Source organism: Fructobacillus americanaquae, assembly GCF_024029775.1.
Taxonomy (GTDB): domain Bacteria; phylum Bacillota; class Bacilli; order Lactobacillales; family Lactobacillaceae; genus Fructobacillus; species Fructobacillus americanaquae.
This window is the reverse complement of sequence record NZ_CP097122.1, coordinates 813,950-837,651: the sequence shown is the minus strand read 5'-3', so window position 1 is coordinate 837,651 and position 23,702 is coordinate 813,950. Positions and strand designations below refer to the sequence as shown.

General features: G+C 41.9%; 23 protein-coding genes and 2 tRNA genes. 6 read left to right on the top strand and 19 right to left on the bottom strand.

What is annotated here, in order from left to right; translation table 11 throughout:
- Window positions 1–40: 40 nt before the first annotated feature.
- The 7 genes from M3M36_RS04010 to trhA all read right to left on the bottom strand — a co-directional run bounded on the left by M3M36_RS04010 (window position 41) and on the right by trhA (window position 8,092).
- Window positions 41–1,258 (bottom strand): phosphoglycerate kinase, encoded by a 1,218-nt coding sequence (locus M3M36_RS04010; RefSeq protein ID WP_252773334.1) that lies wholly within the window; start codon window positions 1,256–1,258, stop codon window positions 41–43.
- Window positions 1,259–1,452: 194 nt separating this feature from the next.
- Window positions 1,453–1,524: transfer RNA gene (locus M3M36_RS04005), tRNA-Gln, on the bottom strand.
- A gap of 29 nt (window positions 1,525–1,553) precedes the next feature.
- Window positions 1,554–1,636: transfer RNA gene (locus M3M36_RS04000), tRNA-Tyr, on the bottom strand.
- A 1,607-nt stretch (window positions 1,637–3,243) separates the two neighbouring features.
- The gene (locus tag M3M36_RS03995) at window positions 3,244–5,130 is read right to left on the bottom strand and encodes a M13-type metalloendopeptidase (RefSeq protein ID WP_252773333.1); all 1,887 of its coding nucleotides are present in this window, start codon (window positions 5,128–5,130) and stop codon (window positions 3,244–3,246) included.
- A gap of 111 nt (window positions 5,131–5,241) precedes the next feature.
- On the bottom strand, window positions 5,242–6,630 hold the full coding sequence (locus tag M3M36_RS03990) for an MFS transporter (RefSeq protein ID WP_252773332.1): 1,389 nt from the start codon (window positions 6,628–6,630) through the stop codon (window positions 5,242–5,244).
- 141 nt (window positions 6,631–6,771) lie between these two features.
- Window positions 6,772–7,419, bottom strand: coding sequence for a carbonic anhydrase family protein (locus M3M36_RS03985; protein ID WP_252773331.1), 648 nt, complete (start codon window positions 7,417–7,419; stop codon window positions 6,772–6,774).
- Window positions 7,420–7,441: 22 nt separating this feature from the next.
- Complete coding sequence (gene trhA / locus M3M36_RS03980) at window positions 7,442–8,092, bottom strand: PAQR family membrane homeostasis protein TrhA (protein WP_252773330.1); 651 nt, start codon at window positions 8,090–8,092, stop codon at window positions 7,442–7,444.
- Window positions 8,093–8,244: 152 nt separating this feature from the next.
- Between trhA and M3M36_RS03975 the strand changes: the two genes are divergently transcribed.
- Window positions 8,245–8,592, top strand: coding sequence for an iron-sulfur cluster biosynthesis family protein (locus M3M36_RS03975; protein WP_252773329.1), 348 nt, complete (start codon window positions 8,245–8,247; stop codon window positions 8,590–8,592).
- Window positions 8,593–8,684: 92 nt separating this feature from the next.
- On the opposite strand, the gene M3M36_RS03970 is transcribed toward M3M36_RS03975, so the two are convergent.
- Genes M3M36_RS03970 through M3M36_RS03955 form a run of 4 tightly spaced genes read right to left on the bottom strand, consistent with a single transcriptional unit; the run spans window position 8,685 to window position 10,864 of the window.
- Window positions 8,685–9,578, bottom strand: a complete 894-nt coding sequence (locus M3M36_RS03970; protein ID WP_252773328.1) for a DegV family protein — start codon at window positions 9,576–9,578, stop codon at window positions 8,685–8,687.
- A 40-nt stretch (window positions 9,579–9,618) separates the two neighbouring features.
- Complete coding sequence (locus M3M36_RS03965; protein WP_252773327.1) at window positions 9,619–9,969, bottom strand: fluoride efflux transporter FluC; 351 nt, start codon at window positions 9,967–9,969, stop codon at window positions 9,619–9,621.
- Window positions 9,962–10,378: a fluoride efflux transporter FluC gene (locus M3M36_RS03960; protein ID WP_252773326.1), complete on the bottom strand. Its 417-nt coding sequence runs from the start codon at window positions 10,376–10,378 to the stop codon at window positions 9,962–9,964. The genes M3M36_RS03965 and M3M36_RS03960 overlap by 8 nt, the downstream gene beginning before the upstream one ends.
- A 48-nt stretch (window positions 10,379–10,426) precedes the next feature.
- Window positions 10,427–10,864 (bottom strand): Rrf2 family transcriptional regulator, encoded by a 438-nt coding sequence (locus M3M36_RS03955; RefSeq protein ID WP_252773325.1) that lies wholly within the window; start codon window positions 10,862–10,864, stop codon window positions 10,427–10,429.
- A gap of 84 nt (window positions 10,865–10,948) precedes the next feature.
- Here M3M36_RS03955 and M3M36_RS03950 point away from each other — a divergent pair, with 84 nt between their 5' ends.
- From M3M36_RS03950 to M3M36_RS03935, 4 genes are all read left to right on the top strand, one after another.
- On the top strand, window positions 10,949–11,554 hold the full coding sequence (locus tag M3M36_RS03950) for a nitroreductase family protein (RefSeq protein ID WP_252773324.1): 606 nt from the start codon (window positions 10,949–10,951) through the stop codon (window positions 11,552–11,554).
- A 336-nt stretch (window positions 11,555–11,890) separates the two neighbouring features.
- Window positions 11,891–12,892 (top strand): tryptophan ABC transporter substrate-binding protein, encoded by a 1,002-nt coding sequence (gene trpX, locus M3M36_RS03945; RefSeq protein ID WP_252773323.1) that lies wholly within the window; start codon window positions 11,891–11,893, stop codon window positions 12,890–12,892.
- Window positions 12,892–13,791: an ABC transporter permease gene (locus M3M36_RS03940; RefSeq protein WP_252773322.1), complete on the top strand. Its 900-nt coding sequence runs from the start codon at window positions 12,892–12,894 to the stop codon at window positions 13,789–13,791. The genes trpX and M3M36_RS03940 overlap by 1 nt, the downstream gene beginning before the upstream one ends.
- A complete protein-coding gene (locus M3M36_RS03935) occupies window positions 13,784–14,539 on the top strand; it encodes an ABC transporter ATP-binding protein (protein ID WP_252773321.1) in 756 nt (251 codons plus the stop codon). Before M3M36_RS03940 ends, M3M36_RS03935 begins: the two co-directional genes overlap by 8 nt.
- Window positions 14,540–14,778: 239 nt before the next feature.
- Here the strand turns inward: M3M36_RS03935 and M3M36_RS03930 are convergent, their stop codons facing one another.
- From M3M36_RS03930 to tyrS, 4 genes are all read right to left on the bottom strand, one after another.
- Window positions 14,779–15,081: a kinase gene (locus M3M36_RS03930; RefSeq protein WP_252773320.1), complete on the bottom strand. Its 303-nt coding sequence runs from the start codon at window positions 15,079–15,081 to the stop codon at window positions 14,779–14,781.
- Between the two features lie 118 nt (window positions 15,082–15,199).
- Window positions 15,200–15,988, bottom strand: coding sequence for an ABC transporter permease subunit (locus M3M36_RS03925; protein ID WP_252773319.1), 789 nt, complete (start codon window positions 15,986–15,988; stop codon window positions 15,200–15,202).
- Between the two features lie 17 nt (window positions 15,989–16,005).
- Window positions 16,006–16,917: an ABC transporter ATP-binding protein gene (locus tag M3M36_RS03920; protein ID WP_252773318.1), complete on the bottom strand. Its 912-nt coding sequence runs from the start codon at window positions 16,915–16,917 to the stop codon at window positions 16,006–16,008.
- Between the two features lie 427 nt (window positions 16,918–17,344).
- A complete protein-coding gene (tyrS, locus tag M3M36_RS03915) occupies window positions 17,345–18,592 on the bottom strand; it encodes a tyrosine--tRNA ligase (RefSeq protein ID WP_252773317.1) in 1,248 nt (415 codons plus the stop codon).
- 470 nt (window positions 18,593–19,062) lie between these two features.
- Here tyrS and M3M36_RS03910 point away from each other — a divergent pair, with 470 nt between their 5' ends.
- Window positions 19,063–20,916: an FAD/NAD(P)-binding protein gene (locus tag M3M36_RS03910; RefSeq protein WP_252773316.1), complete on the top strand. Its 1,854-nt coding sequence runs from the start codon at window positions 19,063–19,065 to the stop codon at window positions 20,914–20,916.
- Between the two features lie 60 nt (window positions 20,917–20,976).
- On the opposite strand, the gene M3M36_RS03905 is transcribed toward M3M36_RS03910, so the two are convergent.
- The 4 genes from M3M36_RS03905 to M3M36_RS03890 all read right to left on the bottom strand — a co-directional run bounded on the left by M3M36_RS03905 (window position 20,977) and on the right by M3M36_RS03890 (window position 23,702).
- Window positions 20,977–21,870 carry an alpha/beta hydrolase gene (locus M3M36_RS03905; protein ID WP_252773315.1) on the bottom strand — a complete coding sequence of 298 codons (894 nt, stop codon included), beginning with the start codon at window positions 21,868–21,870 and terminating at the stop codon, window positions 20,977–20,979.
- A 129-nt stretch (window positions 21,871–21,999) separates the two neighbouring features.
- Entirely contained in the window at window positions 22,000–22,173 is a 174-nt protein-coding gene (locus M3M36_RS03900) for a hypothetical protein (protein WP_252773314.1), read from the bottom strand.
- A gap of 29 nt (window positions 22,174–22,202) precedes the next feature.
- Window positions 22,203–22,700: an MscL family protein gene (locus M3M36_RS03895; protein ID WP_252773313.1), complete on the bottom strand. Its 498-nt coding sequence runs from the start codon at window positions 22,698–22,700 to the stop codon at window positions 22,203–22,205.
- A gap of 78 nt (window positions 22,701–22,778) precedes the next feature.
- Entirely contained in the window at window positions 22,779–23,702 is a 924-nt protein-coding gene (locus M3M36_RS03890) for a magnesium transporter CorA family protein (RefSeq protein WP_252773312.1), read from the bottom strand.

The following is a 23,702-nucleotide window of genomic DNA, read 5'->3' as shown; positions in this document are numbered from 1 at the left end:
AAAAAACCAAGCAATCTTTTGCTTGGTTTTAAATCGTTTTTTACTTATCAGTCAATGATTGGATACCTGGCAAGGTCTTACCTTCCAAGTATTCCAAAGATGCACCACCACCAGTTGAGATGTGTGACAATTGGTCAGCAACACCCAAAGCTTGAACAGCGGCAGTTGAATCACCACCACCAACAATGGTTGTGCCCCCATTCTTGGTTACATCAACCAAGGCGTTGCCAATGGCCAAAGTCCCCTTGGCAAAGTTTTCCATTTCAAAGACACCCATTGGGCCGTTCCAAACGACCGTCTTAGCATCTGACAAAACCTGTTTGAACAAGTCAATTGACTTAGGACCAATGTCCAAGCCCATGTAACCGTCAGGGATACCAGCGTCTGAATCAACAGTCACTGTCTTAGCATCATTGGCGAAGTTGTCAGCAGCAACGGCATCGATTGGCAAAACCAACTTGTCCCCTGCTTCTTCCATCAATTCCTTAGCCAAGTCAACCTTGTCGGCTTCAAACAATGACTTTCCAATCTTGTTGCCCTTGGCAGCATCGAAAGTATAAGCCATTCCACCACCAATGATTACTTTGTCGGCCTTCTTCAACAATGATTGAACAACTTCAATCTTGTCAGAAACCTTGGCACCACCAATGATGGCAACGAATGGACGCTTTGGTGTATCAACAGCGTCACCCAAGAACTTGATTTCCTTTTCCATCAAGAAGCCGGCTGCAGCTTGGTCAACGTTTGAAGCAATACCAACGTTTGAAGCGTGGGCACGGTGAGCAGTTCCAAAGGCATCGTTGATGAACATGTCATCACCAAGTGAAGCCCAGTACTTACCCAATTCAGGGTCGTTCTTTGATTCAAGCTTAACTTGTTCACCGTTATGAACATCTTCATAACGAGTGTTTTGGACCATCAATACTTGACCGTCCTTCAAATCAGCAATAGCTTGTTCCAATTGAGCACCACGTGTTTCAGGAACAAAAATAACTTCTTGTCCAAGCAATTCGCCCAAGCGCTTTGCTACTGGTTCAAGTGACAAACCTGGCTTGTCTTCTTCTGACTTGATTCGACCCAAGTGTGAGAACAAGATTGCACGACCGTTTTCGGCGATAACGTGCTTGATTGTTGGTAATGCGGCTACGATTCGGTTATCGTTACCAATCACACCATCTTTGATAGGGACATTAAAGTCCACACGCATCAAAACCTTCTTGCCACTCACGGCCAAGTCAGTTACTGCTAATTTTGCCATAATTGCCTCCAAATATTCTTTGTTTAAACAAGACCAATTATAAAGCAAAAAGTTGTAAAAGTCTTGGGGTCTCATAGAATTTTCTTGTGAAAAGGTTGAAAAGATAACGATTCTAAATCAACCCCACATCAAAATCACTTTTTTAAATCAAAAAACGACAAAAAAACCGGTTCATCACTGAACCGGCATCTTAGTTGCCCCTGCTGGGATCGAACCAGCGCATGGAGGTACCAAAAACCTCTGCCTTACCACTTGGCCAAGGGGCAATGCTTCTATTTTGCCTGAAGCGCGGCAATGGGAGCGGTAGGATTCGAACCTACGAACCCGAAGGAACGGAGTTACAGTCCGTCGCGTTTAGCCAGACTTCGCTACACTCCCGTTTGCTAAACAACTATTCTATAATAACAAGAATTATTACGAGTGGCAAGTCTTTTTTCTGATTTTTTGATTATTTTAGGTGATTATTCCAAAAATCTCGTCAATTGGCAAGACCTATACTAATTTGAATTAATCGCAATTGATTTTGCTTGCACATCCACACCAAAGCTGGTCAAGAATTTGACAAATCCAATTGATATCACCATAAAAAAGATTTTCAAACGATGTTAACCTTAATTCAGAATGATTTAAGATTAAATAATAAAACAGCAATCAACTAAAAGTGCTATTCCATCGATTTTGGATGCCACCAACCAATTGCCATCAGTCATGACAGCCCAAAATAGCATTGACAGTATGATAGCCCTCATTGTCATCACAGTCATCACACTTTTTGCACCAGAGGCAGTTTAATATTTGCCTGTTAAATTAGAGGAGTAAATAACTAATGAACGAATTTAAGTACATTCAAAAATCACTTGAAAGAAAAGCTAAAAGAAATTTAAAATGGCAAATATTAATCACGTTATTCTGATTAGGATAGATATCTATTTATTTATGGATAATCTATCACGGATGCATGCAGCCCACAATATTACTATACCAACAATGAAAGTAATCATTTTCCAGTACCTTCTTATAATCATCACTTGCCTGATGCTTATTAGCTGGATTAAAATTGTCTACTTTATCCGACAAGCAATCAAGTATTCATTTAGTAAACAGGATGGTGTTATTAACTTAAAAACTGTTTCCAATAATAATGAATGGTTAAAAAAGTATATGGACCATGTAACGAATAAGAAAATGGCTCTTTTCAATATATTTTCAAAAAAACATAAATTTTACCTACTGTGGGGGGTAATTGAAACAGAAGAATGTTATCGGCTTACGATGCTTAATACCTCGGAGAGTGATCAGTTGGTTATTCTAAATATAAATAAGCAAGAATTTGAACAATATTATCACCAGAGTACCATTACAAAATGGATTCGACGCATGAAAAAAAGATATCAAAAATTTAATCAACCACTATTGAAGTACTTATACTCATCATTTGTTTTTTACGTCAAGGACTAGTTACAATTGTTTGTTTAAATACTTAGACTTGAAAAAGCGATATAAACCTCAGAATTTTATCTCCATTTTGAGGTTTTTTATTATCAGCAAATTGACATTGACTAGTGCTTTGTATAAGCGTGATTAAAGATTATATGTGAAGCACATCCTGACTAATGTCAGGGTTTTGAAATTTTCTGATCTAGGAAGCACGAAGAAAAAAATCATGCAGCAACCAATATTACACACCTTTCCTTCCCATTCTTAACGATTAAAACAACCTCCCACAGGCAATTGAAGGCTGTCTAAGTAATAAAAAGGAACCCGACATAAATTAATTGCGGGTTCCCTGCTTGCTTTTATGAAATGATCACTTATATCATTTCGTTATATGAAATAACCACGGCTCGTCATTAGTCCTAATAACTACTGACCTATCTTTTACTGGAATGAAAACTTTGGTAAGAGATTTTTTATGCCATTTGCTATTTTAAAACTTGCACACTATCGCTAGAAGGATTCAATCCATCATCATGCCAACCTTGAAATTACCAAATTTGGATTCTTTTGTCTGGATCCAGCCACATCCTATCTCCTGCCTGAATGCCATAAGTTTGGTGGAAGTCATCAAAGTTCGGCAAGATAACATTCGTCCGCAACTTCGCCGGTGCATGGACATCAATCTTCGCTAGCATGGCCAGGTAAGCCGGTGCTGCCTTTTGTCGCCACAATGTTGCAAAATTTTCAAAGAAGGCCTTCGCATCAAAGTCCTTTTGTTCCTTAGCGGCTGCCAAAGCGGCAGAGACACCACCCAAGTCAGCAACGTTTTCGGAAACCGTCAAGTGCCCATTAATTTTGGCACCAGCCGAATCCTGTCCATCAAAAGCAGCAACCACCGCCTGTGTCTTCTGCTCAAAGTGTTCGAAGTCTTCCTTGGTCCACCATTCTTTCAGGTTTCCATGTTCATCATAACGCGCACCGTTAGTGTCAAAGGCGTGAGTAATTTCATGGGCAATCACCGTCCCAATTCCGCCAAAGTTTTGGCTTGATGATTGATGATAATCATAAAATGGTGCTTGCAAAATAGCTGCCGGGAAGACAATTTGATTAAACTCTGGTGAATAATAGGCATTTACCAAATCACCCGGCATTTCCCAACGACTCGTATCCGGTGCCTGTCCCCACCGGCTAAAGTGATCGGCCACGGCCGCCTTGGAAAAGGCTTCTACGTTTTCTAAGAGCGTCTTGTGAACATCAACTTTGCGATCCTCCAAGTATGCGGGAATCTGATCAGGATAACCGACCTTGACTTGCAAGGCAGCCAACTTCACCTTGGCCTTTTCGCGCGTAGCAGCGGACAACCACTGTTGTTGGTCAAAGCGGTCATCATAAACGCCAATCAAGTCACGGACCATCTTCTCGACATCTTTTTTAGCGGCCTCGCCAAAATAGGTTTGACCGTACCAGCGACCAACGATTTGGGCAAAAAAGGCTCGAGCCTGACGGAAAGCAGCCTTGTCTGCATCAACCGCCTCTTTAGCACCAGACAGTTTTCGACCAAAGACACCAGCATCGATGCGACTTTGGTTCCCCAATAATTTGGCAATATCGAGCATATTTTGAACAATTGACCAAGCCTTAATCAAGGCAAAGTTCTTTTCTTGGTAGACAGCGTTGGCCTGAGCGAAGAATGCCCCATCAAAGATGATCACCTTTTCCGGCTTTTGCCCCAGTACCTTTTCAATCACCTCAGCAATCCGGTAGTCGGTGAATTGTTTTGTCAAATCAGCCAAGGCCGTGGGATGGTAATTCTTCCAATAATCCGACAACGTTTCACGAGAACTTTCACTATCTGCCAAAAGTTGGTCAAAAGCGAGCGTGTCATCAACTAATTTCTGCGCCTCTAGCTCTGCAAAACCAAACCGTTGCAACAGCCCAGTAACCATTGTCGACCAAGTAGCCAACAGCTCCTTTTTGCTGTCTTCGTCCTGGTAACTCGTTGTATCAGGTAAAATCAGCCCTGGATTGGCCAACCACAATTCATTGCGGGCCGTATTCTTTGAATCTGGACTAACCGTCAATGCTAACGGTGTCGTATAAGAATCCAAAATCAATTGCCCTTCGGCTTCTTGGAAGTCATCCCAGTTTTTAATCTTCAGCAACGGCTGCAAGAATTGTTGGACTTGACCGGCTTCATTTTGGCCACGACGGTCCCAGTCCTTGGTTAACTGATGGAGAGCAACAAACTGGTCCAAAGCGGCGACTTGCTTTTGACCGGCTTCGATTTCTTTGACTGTGGCTCGTTCCAAGTCTTCAATTTTATCGGCCAAGTCATAAAAGCCACCAGTCACGGGTTTGTCGGCTGGAATTTCAGCCTGATTTAACCACTCCTGATTGACTGCTTGATAAAAATCATCTTGATACTTTGCTACCATATGCGCCTCCTAATAATTGTTATTCATTATTATCCACTAGACTACTTCTAAAAAGCAACTTTCTTCACAAAAAAACAAAACAAAAAGCTGTTTGGCCTTCTTTTATTAAATTTAACTGAGAGTTTTTGCACCTGCATCCTTAGGTAAGGTTAAAACCTCCATAAGTGGATACAAGGAAACTAACCCCACAATCAAGAAAGTTAGCTGATAAGCAGTTGTCACTTTCACCACTTGTCCAAGCAAAGCCAAAATTGTCGCAGCAATTCCGACTCCGAGTGCCTGTGACAGCATTTGTAGGACCGACGTCAAGGTATTGGCTGAATTCTTCTGCTCTTTTGAAAGTTCTGAAAAGGACAACGAGTTGTAAGCAGTCAAGGCTAATGAACGGCCAACACCAGATACAAAAGCAACGAAGGCAATCCAGACCTTTGTACTATCAGCATGAAAGGCTGCCATCAGCAAGGTTGCTAAGCTTGCTAGACTGAGGGCCACTACCAGAGCATACTTGTAGCCTAACCGCCGAATAATTACTGTGGTAAATGGCTTAATGGCAATATTGCCAACAAAAATAAAAATAACATAGGTTCCAGCCATGATCGGTGACCAATGAAAGGCAACTTGCAAAAGCAAGGTCAAAAGGTATGGCAAAGCACCAATCGTCATCCAAAAGATTGATCCGCCCGATTCATAGACTCGAAAAGTTTTTACTTTTAGAGGCTCCAGGGAGAATAGCGGTTGGTCGCTCGCTGAAAGATGGTGCCAGGCCAAGGCCAAAAAGACGAGGGACACGAAAAGCACCAAGAAGCCCCAGAAAAAAAGAGAGAGACCGCGTGACAGCATTTCGGAAGCAATCAAGAGACCCCCACCGGCAACCGCTACAAGCACGAAACCAAATAAATCAAAGGGCAAGTCCTCCCGTTCGTTATCATCCAAAATAAAAAACACTCCCGTTAAAATAATTAACAGGCCAATTGGCAAATTTAAAAAGAAAATCCAATGCCAGGATAGGCTCGCAATCACATAACCCCCAAGTAAGGGAGCAATTGCCGGTGCCAAGAGTGCTGGCCATACCAGGTAAGACAGGATTTGGAGCATTTTCTTTGGCTCTGTATTTTCCAAAATAATTAGCCGGCCAACAGGGACCATCAATGCCCCGGACATCCCCTGAATAGCGCGCATGACCAACAGATAGGTTAAGTTATTAAAGAGGCCGGCCAACACAGATGAAACCGTGAAAAGACCGACGGCCAGCAAAAATAAGTTCTTACGGCGAACCTTTTTAGCTAACCAACCAGACAATGGAATAAAAATGGCAGCAAACAGCATATAGACTGATACGAGTAATGAGGCCGTACTCTGGGCTACTTTCAAATCAGTTGCAATCTGTGGTAGTGCTGTTGTGACAATGGTCGAATCAAGCATTTGCATAAACAGGGCGGCAGCTACGACCAAGGCCGCCCGTTTCATCTGCGAAAAATTCATTTTCGAATTACTGGTCATGAAAAAATCCCCTTTTAAATGACGAATGGCGTGAAAGAGGCTTCTCATTTGTTAGAGAAGCTAACTTACCATTGCTCAATTTTATTCTTAGATCAAAAAGAAAACAATGGCATTGAAAAAAGCCCTGCGGGCTTTTGGCACTTACTTTGAATGATGCATCGGTGATAAGTGGTGATAAACCACCGTCCGCCCGAATAAGGGCTGACATTCCCGGTAGTTATCCGGATAGGCCTCGGCAAAAGTCGCCAAATCTTGGGGACTTATCCCCACCGGTTCGTCTAACAACACCCAATTAATGTCTTTTTTCAACGGTGGTGTGGTTAACGAGCCCGTATAGGTGAAGCAACCCCTCTTTTCCACAGGCAGCAAATCCTGCAGATTGACCATCTTTTTTTCTTCCGAAAATAGTGGGGCAAAGATGAACGGGTGATTTTCGTCGACTTCAGCAAAGGCCCCAACAACCATCGTTTGGCCAAGCTGATTTTGACAAACGATGTGAATCTCGGCAGCATAGCGCTGGCCATCAATCAGATGTTCAGCACCATCATGAATGTGAAAACGCACAACATGCCAAGCCTGCTGATTTAAAATCAGCTGGCCCTGACAATAAAACTGATCGCCAATCACCTCTTGACTCTTCTTAACCGGCGTGTTTTGAAAATTAGTCCAGTCAACTTGCCAATCATCCCCCATAAAAACGGCTGATTGGTTAATCTCAATCGGTGATTCTTGGTTACTTAAAGCCGTGGCTGTCCAGGCACTTTGAAAACGATAATCCAGCTTTTCCATCTTTTGGACCTTCTTTCAAAATCTAAAGCGTTAGATATATTGAGCAATACATGAGTCCGGCACCAACAAGAACAAAAACATGCCAATAAACATGACCCATGGGAATTCGTGGTACTAGGTAAAAAATGGTTCCAAGAGAGTATACCACGCCACCGGCTAAAAGTAGCCAAAAGGCAGCTGGTGATAAGGCAGTCCATAATAGCGGCATGGCAATAATAATAAGCCAGCCCATCACTAGGTAGATCAGTACAGATAACCAGGGAAAGCGGCCGACCAAAAACAAATCATAAATCAGACCGGCAATGGTCATCAATAGGATGGCTGACCAAATGCCAAAACCCCACCCTCCCTTCAAAACTAACCAGGTATAGGGCGTATAGGAGCCTAATATCACAAGATAAATACCGGCATGATCCATAAATTGGAAAATCTTGGCTGCCCTAGTAAAAACGAGTGAGTGAAAAAGTGTCGATGCTAGTAAAAATAGTGATACCGAGGTCAAATAAATGCTGACCGCGGCGATTTCAATGCCACTCGTCCGACCATCACGAACTATTTTTAACGCTAAAAAGATACTGGCAATCACGGCTAAAATAAAGCCAAGACCATGAGTCACGGCATTTAAAACCTCATAGACAATCTGATATGCTTTTCCGTGTTTTTTTATTTCCATTTTTTGTCAAACCCCTTAAAAGTTGTCCGTCACATGATTTTTGTCTACTGTCATCGCGAAAATAAAACAAATGACAACTATACCAATTGACAAACATTGTTAAACATTATATACTAATCTTGTTATTTAAAGATGAATTGGAGGAATATTTTATGAAATTGACTTTTACACCAGCAGCAACTGAGCGTTTGCAGAAGTTTTTGGGCGACGACGTCAAGATGGTCCTAGATTTCGATGATGGCGTTGGACCATTCTCAGATGAAGCGAACTGCACCTTGGCTTTGTCATTCAACCTCTTATTCGTTAATAAGGATGCGGATTTGTCGGAATTTGGTGCTAAAATTGACTCAAACCTTGGCGAAATTTATGCTAAGCCTTATTCAACCGACCAAATGGATGAAGAAATGACCATCGACGTCAATGAAAAGTACTTACGCTACTCATTGTCTGGTCGTCGTGGCGAACTTGACCCTGCCTTGGGTATCAAGAAAGTTGCCTAAGACATCCTAATTGTTAGGCATTAACTACTATTTTTCTGCTTACTAAAAAGTCAGCCATTCGGCTGGCTTTTTATTTACTCTAAATAACTATCTCAATCTTCTTTTGCCATGACCTGCCAGTCTTGTGACCAAATGACGGCCATTGCCCCATCACCGGTATGCACACCAATCACAGGATCCATACTTGCCCGTTCAAAGGCGACTGTCGGATACTTTGACTGAAAATCCTTCAGCCATTTATCCCCTAATTTAGCATTATTACCGTCAATGATGTAGGCTCGCACAGGAAAATCAGCAACTTTTAGGTAGTCCTCAAAGGCTTCTTGGATTTGTTCCTTCGCCCCAGACATTTTCCGAGCCTTGCCAACGGCTCCAATCTTCCCGTCTAAAACGATATCAAAGGACAAAATTGGCTTAATATTTAATAGACCGCCAATTAGGGCTTGCCCACGGGATAGGCGCCCTGTTCGCTTCAGATGCGAAATATCGTTGACGACCAAACGAACCCCAAGGTTCTTACGGAAGTCCGAGAGGGCTTGATCGATTTCAGCCAAAGTACGCCCCTTTTCGGCTAATTTGGCTGCCAATAACGCTTGACTGGCCTGACCCATGTTAGTCAATTTGGAATCGACTACAAGAATTTCTTCAAGGCCAGTAAAACCAGCAGCAACCAATTTTGCCGTTTGAAAAGCGCCTGAAATCCCGGAAGACAAAGTGATGATGATTGCTTCTGTATAGCCTGCTTGAACCGCTTGGTTCAAGGCCTGCTCCCATTCAGCCGGACTTGGTTGCGATGTCGTTGGCAAAACGTCTTTTTTAGTCATTAATTCGACCAAATCAGCTAGAGAAGTTAAATCCTGACCACCCATATAAGTTTCTTGGCCAAACAAAATCGGAATTGAAACTTCCTCAATTCCATATGAACGGCGGATTTCGGCCGGCAACGCCGCCGATGAATCCACAATTATTGCTGTTTTCTTTGTCATAAGTTGCTCCTAATCTTAAGGGCTATTTTACCATACTAAACTAACGAACGGCCCCCACTAGCACTTGACCTAAGAAGAAGGCGATGGCACCCGCTAGAACCTGGACAAATAAATAAAGAAGTTGCTGACAGAGGCCCTCTCTTTGTTTGGCCTGGGTCATCATTGTTGAGAATGTTGTTAATCCACCCAAAAAACCGGTTTGCGTCAAAAGGACGGCGTGGGCACCTTGGCCAATACTTGAAAGAGCACCAAGTAAAAATGATCCAAGGATATTAACCGCCCAAACTCCGGTCAAAAAATCAAAGCGCTGCGGCCACCAAATCAGTAACAGATACCGTAAAAGGGCGCCCAGCCCCGCGCCAATCATCACCAGTAAGTAGTTTTCAAGCATGGCTGGCCCCCTTTTGTTTTTGTTTCAAACATTCTTGAGCGATCAATTGTCCAGCAAGTGCTAGTGCCAGACCACCAAATAGAGAAAAGAAAAGATAAGAAACAGCTAAGATTGGTTGATGCAAGCCAAGATGGAAAGTCTGCAAAATCATGGTCCCAAAGGTCGTGAACCCACCCATAATACCAGTCCCTAAAAACGACTGCCAGTATGCCGGCCGTTCCATCTTGCCAACCAAATAAGCGCCCAAGAAGGCCAACAAAAAAGCCCCCAACCAGTTAATCAACATCGTCGTCAATGGCCATTGTCCGATTACTGGCGTAAAGCTTAATACATAGCGCAGGAGCCCACCAAGGGCACCTCCAAAGAAAACAACCAATCCTTCAATTTTTCGATTTGTTTCAACCGTCATGACCACGCCTACTTTCTACATAAGAAGATTCTATCACGCTTTCAATGCTCAAATTGGTAGCGTTTGATTCTTTTTAACGTCTTCGATAAGATCAAAAAGGGTCATTTCTCCCATCACGGCCATCACGGCTTGATCAATTTCGCCATAATACTTTGACAGGGCCGAACCAATTGAAGAACCGACTGGACAATCAGGGTTGGTATGTTTATCTAAAGCAAAAACTGCCGCACAATCCTCAACGGCCTGCAAAACCTCTGCAAAGGTAATGTCCTTACTATTTTTTGCAAGTACAGGACGGCCAGGATAAGGACCCTGCCGACACAGAATATTAGCATTCTGTAATTCAGCTAAAAGTGCCCGGACACGTGACGGGTTCGTATTAATTGAACTCGCAATCGTAGCAGAGCTCAATGAATCTGTTGGTCGCGCAGTTGCCACATAAACAAGGATGTGGAGCGCATTTGTTAATCGTAATGATGGTTTCATAAAAATTAGTCCTTGTCTTTTTCTAATGTCTATTATAACATAGAGTTGTACTTTTAAAAAATACAGTAAATAAGGAGACAGATTATGTCAGAATTTTTAGATTTGCAAAAAAAGCGTCGTTCAATTTATGCCCTTGGTAAGGACGTTTCAAAAACTCCTGAAGAACTGAACACAATTATTAAAGAAGCCATTGCAAACACACCATCAGCTTTTAATTCACAATCAACGCAAGCCGTTGTTTTGACTGGTGCCGCTCACGAGCGTTTGTGGGAAATCACGTTAGCTGAACTCAAGAAGGTTTCTGCTGATGAAGAAGCCTTTGCTGCTACGAAGGCCAAGGTTGATGGTGCTTTCAAGGCCGGTTTTGGTACTGTTTTGTTCTATACTGACACAAACATCGTCAAGGGCTTGCAAGAAGGCTTCCCACTTTACGCTAACAACTTCCCTGATTGGGCTGAAGAAGCAGTTGGTATCTCGCTTTACGCTGTTTGGTTGCGCTTAGCAGAAGAAGGTCTTGGTGCCTCATTGCAACACTATAACCCATTGATTGATGCTGCCGTCGCCAAGGAATTTAACTTGCCTGAAAACTGGACCTTGCGTGGTCAAATGCCATTTGGATCAATCGTTGCCCCTGCAAGTGAGAAAGACTACTTAGCAGAAGACGTACGTTTCCGTTTCTTCCAAGACTAATCTTCTCTTAAGGTTGATTGTCGCCTCTTCTGATAATTTTTTCATTTTTCTTGACAGGCCTAGTCCCGTCTTGTATGCTTAACTTAACTTTTAAATGTTTTAAGGAGTCGCGTATGCGTCAGTTTGCTTCACAATCTAACCGCCAATGGTGGCGCCGGTAGGAAAGCAGCTCGTCGTTTGGACAAGCTGTGACAACAGTTTTGTCCCAACCGGCTCTTTTGCAATACTGCAATTCATTAAAAGTCTGTTTGGGTTTAATCATAATACCCAGGCAGGCTTTTCTTTTTGTCTAAAACTTGTCTGGGCCAGTATATTAGAAGTATGAAGGAGTAAAAAATGAATAAGCGTCTACTAACCGTGACATCATTCATCGCCCTTTTCCTAGTCGTTGCCTTTTTCACCACTGGTAACACGAACACTAGTTCGAAAAAAGGCATCCCCACTGTGGGAATTTTGCAGTTAGTCACTCATCCTGCCTTGGATCAAATTCACCAAGGAGTTGTGGCTGGTCTAGCTGCTGGTGGTTACACTGCCGGCAAAAACGTGAAGATTGACTATCAAAATGCACAAGCAGATCAAGCTAATTTAAAAACCATGGCTCAAAATTTTGCCAATAAAAACGAAAACTTAACTGTTGGAATCGCTACGCCAGCAGCTCTTTCCTTAGCAAAGGCTGCCGATGGGAAGAATCCCGTTATCTTAGCGGGCATTACTAACCCTAGCGGTTCAAAACTAGTAAAATCAGATGCTCATCCTGGCGCTAATATTACTGGTGTCGGTGGCGATTCTCCTTATGAAAAGCAGATTGCTGTCTTCAAGGAAGTCTTACCAAAAGCAAAGACAATCGGAGTCATTTCAACTTCTTCTGATGCCGGTGGGACTTATAATGCAAAAAAAATGACCAGTGCATTAAAACAGGCCGGCTATCAAGTCAAAAACTATACGATTGCTTCTACTAATGACATGCAACAGGTGGCAACCACGATGGTCAGCCAGGTTGACGCTGTTTACGCACCGCAAGATAACGGTGTTGCCACGGCGATGAAGACTTTAGTGGCCGTCGCTAACCAAGCACATGTTGCTGTGATTCCGGCTGCTGATTCAATGGTTAAAGACGGTGGTTTGGTTACTTTTTCTAATTCACAGTATGAAATTGGTTATCAGGCTGGTCGGATGGCTGCCCAAGTCCTTAGTGGCAAGAAGAAAACTGCAACGATGCCAGTTTACAACGTCACGAAGGGAAATTACGTCATCAACCAACAAACAGCGAAAACGCTTGGCATTACTTTGCCGGCCGATATCGTTGCCAAGGCTGAAAAAGCCGGGGAGGTCTTCTAATGTCAATTGTTGTTTCAAGTATTTCTCAGGGAATCTTGTGGGCCGTTTTGGGCCTGGCCCTGTTTTTAACTTTTAGGATTTTAAACTTTGCCGATATGACGGTTGAAGGTTCCTTTCCTCTTGGAGGTGCGACCGCTGTTGCCCTAATCGCCCATGGGGCCAACCCCTACCTGGCAACTTTAGCTGCCATCTTCGTTGGCGCCCTAGCCGGCCTAGTAACCGGCCTTTTGTATACAAAGGGCAAGATTCCGATTTTGCTTTCCGGAATTTTGGTCATGACAGCCTGCCTGTCAATTAATCTCCGAATTATGGGATCTGCTAACATTTCTCTTTTAAATCAAAAAACAATCTTCTCGTCACCATTCTTAGAAGGTCTGCCAAAATACTTTGACGGCGTCTTTGTGGGCCTGATCATCATTATTTTGATTACCCTCGCCTTAATCTGGTTCTTGCAAACGGAGCTCGGACAAGCGTTCATCGCTACCGGCGATAACGCCAAAATGGCTGCAGCCTTTGGAATTAAGACTGACCAAATGATCATTATGGGTCTAATGGTCTCAAATGCCATGATTGCCTTTGGTGGCGCTGTGATTGCTCAAAACAACGGCTTTGCGGATATTAACATGGGAATTGGTATCATTGTCATTGCCCTGGCTTCTATTATTATTGGCGAAGTTGCCTTTGGTGATTTGTCATTAAATCAGCGCTTGGTTGCTGTCATCATCGGTTCCATTATTTATCGCTTAGTTCTGTTAGCTGTCTTGCAACTTGGCTTCTCAACCAATGATTTGAACCTGATTTCATCCATTATTTTGGCGATCGCGATGGTTTTGCCACAAGTTCGCCATTATTTGAAATTAGACAAGCTTTTCCAGTTAGGAGGACAGCACCATGACTAAACCCGTGATTACCCTAAAAGATGCAACCGTTACTGTCGGCAATCAAACTGAAATTTTAAAGCAGCTTAACTTAGAAATTTACCCCGGTGATTTCATCACTGTCCTGGGGACTAACGGGGCTGGGAAGTCAACCTTGTTCAACGCTATTTCTGGTGATCTCGCCCTAAGTTCAGGCACTGTCTATCACCAGGGCAAAGATATTACCAACCTTCCAGCTGTTAAACGAACCGCTTTTTTAGCCCGAGTTTTCCAAGATCCAAAGATGGGGACTGCCCCCCGCATGACTGTTGCCGAAAACCTCCTCTTAGCTGAAAAGCGTGGTTCACGGCGGACACTGAAAAATCGCCATCTATCTAATCAAAAATTGGACTTTTACCATAACATTACCGAAAAGATGGGCAACAATCTTGAAGACCGTTTGCAGACAGCCGCTGGTTCCCTTTCTGGGGGCCAACGACAAGCACTATCCTTTCTAATGGCTATTCAGGTTAAGCCAGAACTCCTACTATTAGACGAGCACACGGCCGCCCTAGATCCTAAGACTTCGGCACAACTAATGGATGCCACTAATCATCAGGTTATTGATAATAATCTCACGGCATTGATGATCACCCATAATTTGGCAGACGCCTTAACTTATGGGAATCGTTTAATTGTCCTCAACGCCGGTAAGATTGTCTTAGACGTCAAGGACCAAGAAAAAAAGGACCTCAGTGAAGAGGACCTGCTTGAATATTTTGTTCACTAAAAAGAGGGTTAACAAGTGATCAATGATGAGCATTTTGACTGATATTGACCACATCAAAAATTAAAAAATAATCCGTTTCCTAAAAAGCTCCGATTGCGATTCGGGGCTTTTTTATTTACTAGCCCCTATTATCTTAAAAACAAAAGGAAAAGGACCAAGACCGGTTCAGTATCGGCCATCAGTCCTAAAGGGTATTCGCTGAAGTCCCCTTATCTTGGGGGCGAATCACTTTCTACTTGTTACAATTCCATTCCTGATCCATTAGTATTGATTCGATCAAAAACCTCAAAAAGGTGTTCTCGCTCGGTTAATCGATACTTTTTACTTTTGCGATCAAAGATAATCTCTGATTTAACCTCATCTTCGACCTGTAGATCCGCCAGAAACTCACGGATCGCCGCAATATCACGCTGCACGGTCTTGCGACCAACGAAGAAGAGGTTTTCGATTTCGTCTACACCCATCGATTGTTTAGAAATCAGGACGGAATAAAGACGTAAAATCCGTTGTTTGTCATTATATGCTGGTGGTTTTCTTGACATAAGATTTCTCCTACCCCTATTTTATCAAAGCCCAACAGAAAGAAAAGACTTGTTTTTAGAATTATTCGCATGTATGTAATAAAAAAGACTGCTTGAGCAGTCCTTTTTTTATTTTAAATTAGACAGAACGTCGGTTGAAAACCCAGTAAGCCAGGGCGTACATAACCAAGACGTAGGCACCATAAACGACGAAAAGTACCCAAGCACCAGCACCGAAATAAGACTGGATGCTCTTATTAAAGTCTGAAGTCCCACTATAGTAAGAAACAACGTTCTGAACAGTCAATGGATTCCACTTTAATGGAGCCCAAAGTTGAATCAATGAAGAAGTCACTGCTGACAAGATACTAGTCGCAACTGACATCACAATCCCAAGAGAGATTGCTGCAGCAGACGACTTAGCAATATTGGAAACCAAAAGAACAATGGCCATCAAGAATAATGAACCAACGAAGCTCATCAACAATGCAAATAGGAATGACTTCCAATCAAGGCTTGTATAATATGTGGTGTAAATCTTTTCAGTTGCGCCATCGTGCATTGCTCTGAAAATTAAACGACCAATCGCTGTCCCTGCCAGTGAGAAAACAATCAAGAGGAAGTATTCAACAATTACCGTAATGATCTTAGCCAAAAAGATTTGAAGCCGTGAATACTGACGTGACAGTAAGGGACGAATTGTCCCAAAAGTAAATTCCTGCGTAAAGGAAAGGGCTGTTAAGACCAACATTCCAATCGTAATGATGATACTTGAACCACCCAAGGCACCGTATGCCGATGCTTGACTAGCCATTGGAACAAAACTAGTCAAAGTAATAATTGGTAAAACAAAGGCGATAATCGCCCAGATATAGACCCGATTTTGCTTCCAGGCCTTCATTGCTTCTTGCTTTAATAACGTAAACATGAATTCTCCTTCGTTGACTAGGCCCGAGTGGCGTCAGTTGACAATACCGTTAACAAATGATCTTCTAAGTTTCCTTGACCCGTTTGAATATCTGTCACTTCAAGCCCTTCATCGGTGGCCAATTTCAGCACCTTTTGTGCTGTCACGTCGCCCTGAACAGAAATCAAGACACGGTCATCACCCATCGAGGCATCCCAACCCGCAGCCTTGGCGACAGCCAACATCTTGTCATTATCACTCGTTTGAACCTTAACCTGGGTCTTTCCTTCGGCCAAGAAGTCGACCATTTTTTCACGACGCAAGATTTTTCCCTTATTAATAATCACAACATCATCAGCCAAACGTTGCAATTCGTCCAACAGGTGTGAAGAAATCAAGAAGGCGACACCCTTATCAGCTAGCGAACGAATCAAGGCACGAATGTCATGAACAGATTGTGGGTCCAAACCGTTCATTGGTTCATCCAAAACAACAAACTTTGGATTACGAATTAAAGCGATGGCAATCCCAAGGCGTTGCTTCATTCCCAATGAGAATTTTTTTGCTTTACGCTTACCAAACTTTTCGCCGTCAATTCCAGTAATCTTCATCAATTCATCAATGTCTGCATGATCTTTGGCATCCATGGCATAGTATGTCATATGGTCACGTGCAGTGAAATTAGGATAAATCGCTGGATATTCAATCAAATTACCCATTTTTGCCAGCGACTTATTCTTAGCAAAGCGAATTGTTTCATCATCAAAGATGATTTCTCCATCGCTATATGACATTAATCCAGTGATTGCGCGCATTGCTGTCGACTTCCCAGCCCCGTTAGGACCAATCAACCCAACAATTCGCCCAGGTTCAGCGGAAAACGAAACGTTATCCAAAGCCTGGTAAGAACCGAAGTTCTTTGACACGTGATGCAGTTCTAGTAATGACATTACCTATGTCTCCTTTGTCTTGATACTGATCTGAGGATAATTTTGCGCTACCGGTCTTTTTCTTTGACAAGTTCAACACCGTCGCAAAAATCAGTCTCTTTGGTCATTATAACAAAGACCGGCAAGCATTCAAAAGCCCAGCGTCCATCACTGATGAAGTTTCAGGTAGTAAAAGGCCCCCTGATAAAAATCAGGGGGTCGTCCATCTGCTGAACCTCCATCTCGGCACGGGAGAGAAGGTATAAATTAGGTTTAGAGAGAAGTATTTATAGATGTGCCGAGATGAAGTTTTTGATGTCCGATATATCGCTATATCGATACTCTAAGTATAGGGAATTGAGATTAAACTAAAATTAAAGAAAAAGATTTCTTTTTCTTTATTTTTTTAAAGAAAAAAGTGCCTTAGAGACTCGCATGTCCCCTTTTCTTACTTAACCGTTCCCAAGAAATACTTTTTCTTACCACGGCGTACTAAGATATATTGACCGTCATAATTGGTGCTTGGATCAACTTCTGCTGCAACGTCGGTTTCCTTTTGACCGTTAATGGTAATTGCACCGTTCGTCACGTCTTCTCGTGCTTGACGCTTAGACTTTTCAATACCAGCGTCAACCAAGAAGTCCACTACATTTTGCTGAGCACTAGTTGTTTCAAATCCTGGAACACCAGCGAAAACATCGCGAATTTGTTGAGTAGAAAGGGTTGCAACATCACCCGAGAACAATGCCTTGGAAAGTGCCTCCGCCTCTTTTACAGCTGCTTGACCATGAACAAAGGCCGTCACTTCTTCCGCTAGGCGCTTTTGACCCAGACGGGCACCAGGGTTTTCAGCAACTTCCTTTTCCAAATCAGCAATTTCTTCAGGGCTCAAGAAAGTAAAATACTTCAGGTACTTAACAACGTCTTCATCACGTTGGTTATACCAGAACTGGTAGAACGTGTATGGTGATGTCTTTTCAGCGTTCAGCCAAATCGCATTTCCTTCTGATTTTCCAAACTTCTTTCCCGTAGAGTCCGTCATCAATGGAATTGTCAATCCAAAAGCCGGTGCTTCAGAACCTTCAACCGTATGAATCAAATCAACACCGGCGGTAATGTTCCCCCACTGATCAGAGCCACCAATTTCCAAGCGAACGTTTTCTTCGCGCCAGAGGTGTAAGAAATCAACGGCTTGCAAAATTTGGTAAGTGAATTCAGTATAAGAAATTCCGGTTTCCAAACGAGAAGCAACAACATCCTTCTTCAGCATGACATTAACAGAGAATAATTTTCCATAATCTCGTAAAAATTCTGGCAAGGTCATTGGGCTCAGCCAATCAGCATTGTTGACGATTGTCGTTCCGTCCGCTCCGAAGAGCTTGGTTACTTGGGTGGCAATTCCTTGTTCGTTAACCTTTAATTGCTCTTCTGAGAGTAGCTGGCGCTCAGTTGTTGGCCGAGGGTCCCCAATTGATCCGGTTGCCCCACCAACAATAATCACGGCTTTCCCACCGGCTTTTTGGAAACGCTTCAAGACCATAAATGGAATCAAATGTCCCAAGTGCAGCGAATCAGCTGTTGGATCAGTGCCGACATAAGCGCCGATTTGGCCGGCCGCCATTGCCTGCAACAACCCCTCTTCATCAGTCACCTGGTTTAAGGCCCCACGCCACTTCAAATCTTCAATAAAATTCATTTTACTTTCCTCCATTGATTACCGGCACGTTCGTCTCAGTTAGAAATCAGGACAAAAAAAAGCCCTAATCATAACTGATTAGGGCGAATTGTCCGCGGTACCACCTAAATTGCCTCTTGAAGGCCACTCATTTAGTCTTAACGCGACTCGACGTCATCGATTCCTGTTGTGTAACTCAGCTTAAGATGGGATAGCTTACAGCGACCGCTAACTTTCTGTCTTTTCCATGGAAGTAAACTTTTGCCAACAGATGATACGTCTATTATAACAAATTCTTTTTTTATTTGGGATATACTTTGTTTAGTTACCTTTTTTTTCAATCATATTTAGGGTAGAATTAGTTTAAGAAATATTATAAATTTTAGACACATTTAATCGCAATGTTTCTAACCTTTTTTCAAAAATGCATTTTCATAGCTAGCGCTTACTTTATCGTTGGCTTTTTATTTTCACTTGATACAGGAGTCCCCATGCAAATTGCTTTAATTGGAGCGGGTCCGAGAAATCTAGCTATTCTCGACCGCCTTATTCAAAAAGCTGATTCAAACCAGGCCTTAACAATTAATATTTTCGACCCTTACCCGGTTGGTGGCCGCGTTTGGAATCCTTTTTTTGAAAATAATCAAACTTATTTAATGAATACGAATCCCAATCAGGTAACGTTGTTTAATGATTACGATATCGGTCAACGTCGTGGTGAAGATTTAACACCAAACCTGCTTACTTGGGCGCAATCTTACGCACTGCCCTTCTTAAAACAACATCACGAATATCCAATGGCTTACCGAGAGGAAGTTTTGTCACTAACATCAATGACTGCCTATGCTTCCCGTGGTTTAATGGGTGTCTATGCTGCTTGGTTTTTTGAAGAAATTCTCAAAAATTGTGCTAGTAACCTTTCAGTACGTTTTCACCAAGTCGCCGTCAAAAGCTTATTAGAAGCTAATCCCGGTTTTAACATGACCACTACCGACTATAATCATTTTTTTGCTGATAAAGTCGTCTTGGCTTTGGGTCACCTTGATGCCGAGTTAAGTGAGAAGAAGAAAGACTTGGAAAAATTTGCAAAAGAAAGGGGCTTTCACTATTATCCCGCCTCTCACCCAGCGGAAAATGATTTTTCTAGCCTGAATGAAAATGATACTGTTTTGGTTCAAGGACTTGGTCTTTCCTTTTTTGATGACCTCCTGTCTTTGACAGCTGGTAAAGGTGGTTTCTTTTTGACTAAAAAGGATGGTTCACTTGTTTACCACCCATCTGGTCATGAGCCACATTTGATTATTGGTTCTGGTTCGGGGCTTCCTCCTCGATCACACGGCCTTAATCAAAAAGGGGCAAATGAGTTGTATCAACCTCGTTTTTTCACGCTGGAACGTATGCAGCAAATCGCAAAAGATCACGGTGGTCACCTGCCCTACAATACTTTTCGCCACGTCTTAGACCAAGAGTTGACTTACAAATATCTCATTAACCAAGTCAATCTGCTTGATAAACTATCCGATACAAAAAAAGAAGAAATTTTGGATTTTCTAGAAAATCCAAAAAATTGGCAGCATGTTAATCAAAAGTTTCATCTTAAATTAGATGTGAACATTTCTTGGGAAAAGGAAGCAACCCCTTCCCGCGATGTTACCTCTCTTGCTGCTTTTCGGAAATTTTTCGTTCAGCATTTGAAAGAAGATATTGATTCTGCCTTTCTCGGTAATGATAAATCGCCCTTAACAGGAGCCTATGACATTTTGCGTGATGTTCGTGGTACTGTCCGAACACTTTATAATGAACGTCTTTTTGATGAAGATGATTATCAAAAACTCTTAACTGACTTCAAACTCTTTGATACACAACTATCAGTGGGTCCGCCATTAATCCGAACACGGCAACTTTTGGCTTTAATTAAAGCCAAGCTCGTTACTATCGCCGGTCCAAATTTCAGTGTCGCCCATAACCAACAATTTTTTACAGCAACTGATCGTTTTGCTGAACATTTTCAAGGAACTGCTCTCATCGAAGCGCGTCTTGGTCGACCCGATTTTCGCACGGCTAAGAGTCCGTTGCTAAAATCTCTCCGCAAAAATGGTTTAATTGTTGGTGACAACCGAATTATTAACCAGGATGGTACTGCTCCTTTAGCCAACACCATCAAAGTTGACTTAAAAAACTTTACGGTTTATAACAAGGAAAACCAATCAATTCCAAACTTGTTTGTTACTGGTGTTCCTTTAGAAGGTCAAAGTTGGTTCACAACAGTAATCCCCCGACCACACGTTCAAACAATCGCCTTCACTGAAGCTGCCACAGTTGTGAAGCAAATTTTAAACCAATAAAAAGAAGGTAGGAATCCAATCCTACCTTCTTTTTTTGTTCTAAAGTATCTTTACCGTTGCTCAGTCATTATTTTTTAAAAAAGCAAGTTTTTCTTGATAAATCTCTGGTGTATCATAATCAAAAATACCATGTCGACCACCTGTAATAAGATGGCAGGTAGCTTTTTTTGCTGTCATTTTCTGATAACGAGTAATTAAATCAAGGCTTTGTTGATAAGGCACAACTTGATCATCACTACCCGCATAGGCTAATACAGCTGGTGTCTTTTGAGTAAAGTAATTGGCTGGATTTGCCTGACTAACACCAATTGGATTTTCACCAACTGCTAGTCCTGCTAAGGCGAGTCCTTCAAACGAATTTGCCTGGCCAGATTCTACATACTTAGGTTGAATCCCCTCTTCTTGAAACTGACGGGCAAATTGGTCAAATTCATAAGGTCCATAATTGGCAATCACATGTTTAATTTCTGGCAAATCAGTTAAGTCGTCGGCTGCTGAAACTCGTCCTAATTTCACTTTAGCCGTAACAGATGCGGCAGTCAGCATTGCCAGCTGTGCTCCGGAAGATTCTCCAATTAAATCAACACTATTGGCTTCTAACTGATATTTCTGTGCATCTTTTTTAGCTTTTGCCAAAACCGCACGAATTTCTGCTACTTGTTTTGGAAAAGAAAATGATTTTGTCGAAATCAGTGCATAGTTCATTGAAATGACGGCATAGCCTTCTTTGACAAATTTCAATGAAGGTCCTAACTTAAAGGATGACTTCACCCCTCGAATCAGTCCACCCCCCTGAAGATCCAAAATGATTGGGTGCCGTTGGTCACCAGCTGGTAGGTAAATATCAAAAAGCTGATAATCTTCTGGACCATATTTTTGGTTTTTGATAACGTGGCTAACGTAGTCAGGTACTACAACAGGATCGATTGTTACCTGAGCATCTTTAAATAGCATTTTCCGTCCTTCCTGTGTTTCACGTGAAACAACCGTTCAAGTGTTTCACGTGAAACACCACCGAAAAAGTAAAGAAAAAGCTAAGAAAGAATCTTAGCTTTAAATAATATTACTGTTCTTTACTTTTTCTTAATCATTTATATCATTACGACGATTGTCCCACAAATAGGCAATCAGCAAAATGACTGTTCCCAAGTTGGCGCAAACAAGAGAAAAACCTTCCTGCTTGAAAATCCAACTGGCAATCGAAATAAACATCAAAACCAAGGCGACAATCGTGACAATAACTGTTGTTTGCTTCATATTTTTCCTCTCTCCTTAGAGTAACTCTTTTACTTCTTTTCTGCTAGTGTCTGCAAAACTTTTTGCTGCAGTTCATTATTCTTTTTAATCAAATCGTTGTTTTCTCGTTGCAGTTTCTGCAAAGCCATCATATCTTCATGAGGTTCATCATAACCCCATTTTTCACTTTCCGAATTAATTAACTTATTATTAATCAATTGAATTGTATAATATACCGCCAACGCAATCGAAATCATTGTTAAAAATGAGGTGATAAACTCAGACCAAGCCTGTTGCGTTGCTGCAAAATATAATGGATGGTTTTTGGTAAAGAGCCAACGCCAGACAAAGGAAATAAAACTAGCTAATAAACTCACTAAATCTTTGATTGCTCCACCAAAAGCATTTCCAACAACAACCGAAATCACAAAAGTTAACAGATTCGGTGCAAACAAAAAGCGGCGGAAAGAAACCCAGCCAACAGAAGATTTCTGTAACAGCAAATCTCGTTGCTCGATAAATTCATTTTTCCGTTTTTTTTTCGACATAACATCCTCACAACATTCGAAATATAATTGTTATAAATTTATTATACGGCAATGTAGCATAAAAATCAGGTTCATTATTTACTTTTTCAAAAAACCATAATGATGGAACAAATAGATTGCACCAATCATCATTAAGAACATGATAATGATGGTCACCCACCACCCAGAAGCACCATGAGCAAAGGGTAAATAATCAACGTTTTCACCATAAAAACCAGAAACAATCGTTGGAATTGTAAAGACAATTGAATAGACAGTTAAGACCTTCATCGTCCAATTCAAATCACGATTACCAAGTGAGCCTGTCGCATCAGCAACAGCATTAATCACTTCCATTGCTAAACCAGCCATGTCGCGCGCCTGCTCAACCTCAACCCGAACAGCATCTAATCGATCCAAGTCGGCTTCCGAAACATGGTTCTCATATGAGCGTCGAATCTGATCAAACATAATTAAATCATTCGCCAACGAATTTTGGAGATAAATCATTTGAATTTGCAGGTGCAATAAATCATTGGTGTGTTTCGTTAGTTGCTTACGACTACTAAATTGTGCTTGAATTGCCCGTCTTTGTCGATTAATTTCAGTAATTTCATCACCAAACATTGTCATTAACGGATAAATACCCGTCACCATAAATTCGAAAACTGACATTTCTTCATCATTTGTTCGATGAAAGGTTGTATCGCCATTTAAAAAATTCTTCTTAATATAGTTCGTTGGACGATGCGCAAAAGTATATAAGTCACCATGAACCAAAACAATTCCTAAAGGACGAGTTAAAACCGGTTCCGGTTCAGCGGAGATAACATCTAAAATAATCAAGGCTTCGTCGGCCTCAGGATCAAATTCCATTCGAACACTTTCATTATGGTCATCCGCATAGCCAATCATTTGTTTTGTTAAACCATGGTCGTCCAAAAGTGTTTTCTCATCTGCAGAACTCATATCGGTAATATGGTACCAAGAAAACTTTGGTGTCTGCTTTAACATTTCAATCAT

Bases quoted from the DNA above. Each gene is read 5' to 3' on its own strand.
- M3M36_RS04010 (WP_252773334.1), bottom strand. From the start codon at position 1,258: ATGGCAAAATTAGCAGTAACTGACTTGGCCGTGAGTGGCAAGAAGGTT.
- M3M36_RS03995 (WP_252773333.1), bottom strand. From the start codon at position 5,130: ATGGTAGCAAAGTATCAAGATGATTTTTATCAAGCAGTCAATCAGGAG.
- M3M36_RS03990 (WP_252773332.1), bottom strand. From the start codon at position 6,630: ATGACCAGTAATTCGAAAATGAATTTTTCGCAGATGAAACGGGCGGCC.
- M3M36_RS03985 (WP_252773331.1), bottom strand. From the start codon at position 7,419: ATGGAAAAGCTGGATTATCGTTTTCAAAGTGCCTGGACAGCCACGGCT.
- trhA (WP_252773330.1), bottom strand. From the start codon at position 8,092: ATGGAAATAAAAAAACACGGAAAAGCATATCAGATTGTCTATGAGGTT.
- M3M36_RS03975 (WP_252773329.1), top strand. From the start codon at position 8,245: ATGAAATTGACTTTTACACCAGCAGCAACTGAGCGTTTGCAGAAGTTT.
- M3M36_RS03970 (WP_252773328.1), bottom strand. From the start codon at position 9,578: ATGACAAAGAAAACAGCAATAATTGTGGATTCATCGGCGGCGTTGCCG.
- M3M36_RS03965 (WP_252773327.1), bottom strand. From the start codon at position 9,969: ATGCTTGAAAACTACTTACTGGTGATGATTGGCGCGGGGCTGGGCGCC.
- M3M36_RS03960 (WP_252773326.1), bottom strand. From the start codon at position 10,378: ATGACGGTTGAAACAAATCGAAAAATTGAAGGATTGGTTGTTTTCTTT.
- M3M36_RS03955 (WP_252773325.1), bottom strand. From the start codon at position 10,864: ATGAAACCATCATTACGATTAACAAATGCGCTCCACATCCTTGTTTAT.
- M3M36_RS03950 (WP_252773324.1), top strand. From the start codon at position 10,949: ATGTCAGAATTTTTAGATTTGCAAAAAAAGCGTCGTTCAATTTATGCC.
- trpX (WP_252773323.1), top strand. From the start codon at position 11,891: ATGAATAAGCGTCTACTAACCGTGACATCATTCATCGCCCTTTTCCTA.
- M3M36_RS03940 (WP_252773322.1), top strand. From the start codon at position 12,892: ATGTCAATTGTTGTTTCAAGTATTTCTCAGGGAATCTTGTGGGCCGTT.
- M3M36_RS03935 (WP_252773321.1), top strand. From the start codon at position 13,784: ATGACTAAACCCGTGATTACCCTAAAAGATGCAACCGTTACTGTCGGC.
- M3M36_RS03930 (WP_252773320.1), bottom strand. From the start codon at position 15,081: ATGTCAAGAAAACCACCAGCATATAATGACAAACAACGGATTTTACGT.
- M3M36_RS03925 (WP_252773319.1), bottom strand. From the start codon at position 15,988: ATGTTTACGTTATTAAAGCAAGAAGCAATGAAGGCCTGGAAGCAAAAT.
- M3M36_RS03920 (WP_252773318.1), bottom strand. From the start codon at position 16,917: ATGTCATTACTAGAACTGCATCACGTGTCAAAGAACTTCGGTTCTTAC.
- tyrS (WP_252773317.1), bottom strand. From the start codon at position 18,592: ATGAATTTTATTGAAGATTTGAAGTGGCGTGGGGCCTTAAACCAGGTG.
- M3M36_RS03910 (WP_252773316.1), top strand. From the start codon at position 19,063: ATGCAAATTGCTTTAATTGGAGCGGGTCCGAGAAATCTAGCTATTCTC.
- M3M36_RS03905 (WP_252773315.1), bottom strand. From the start codon at position 21,870: ATGCTATTTAAAGATGCTCAGGTAACAATCGATCCTGTTGTAGTACCT.
- M3M36_RS03900 (WP_252773314.1), bottom strand. From the start codon at position 22,173: ATGAAGCAAACAACAGTTATTGTCACGATTGTCGCCTTGGTTTTGATG.
- M3M36_RS03895 (WP_252773313.1), bottom strand. From the start codon at position 22,700: ATGTCGAAAAAAAAACGGAAAAATGAATTTATCGAGCAACGAGATTTG.
- M3M36_RS03890 (WP_252773312.1), bottom strand. From the start codon at position 23,702: ATGATTGAAATGTTAAAGCAGACACCAAAGTTTTCTTGGTACCATATT.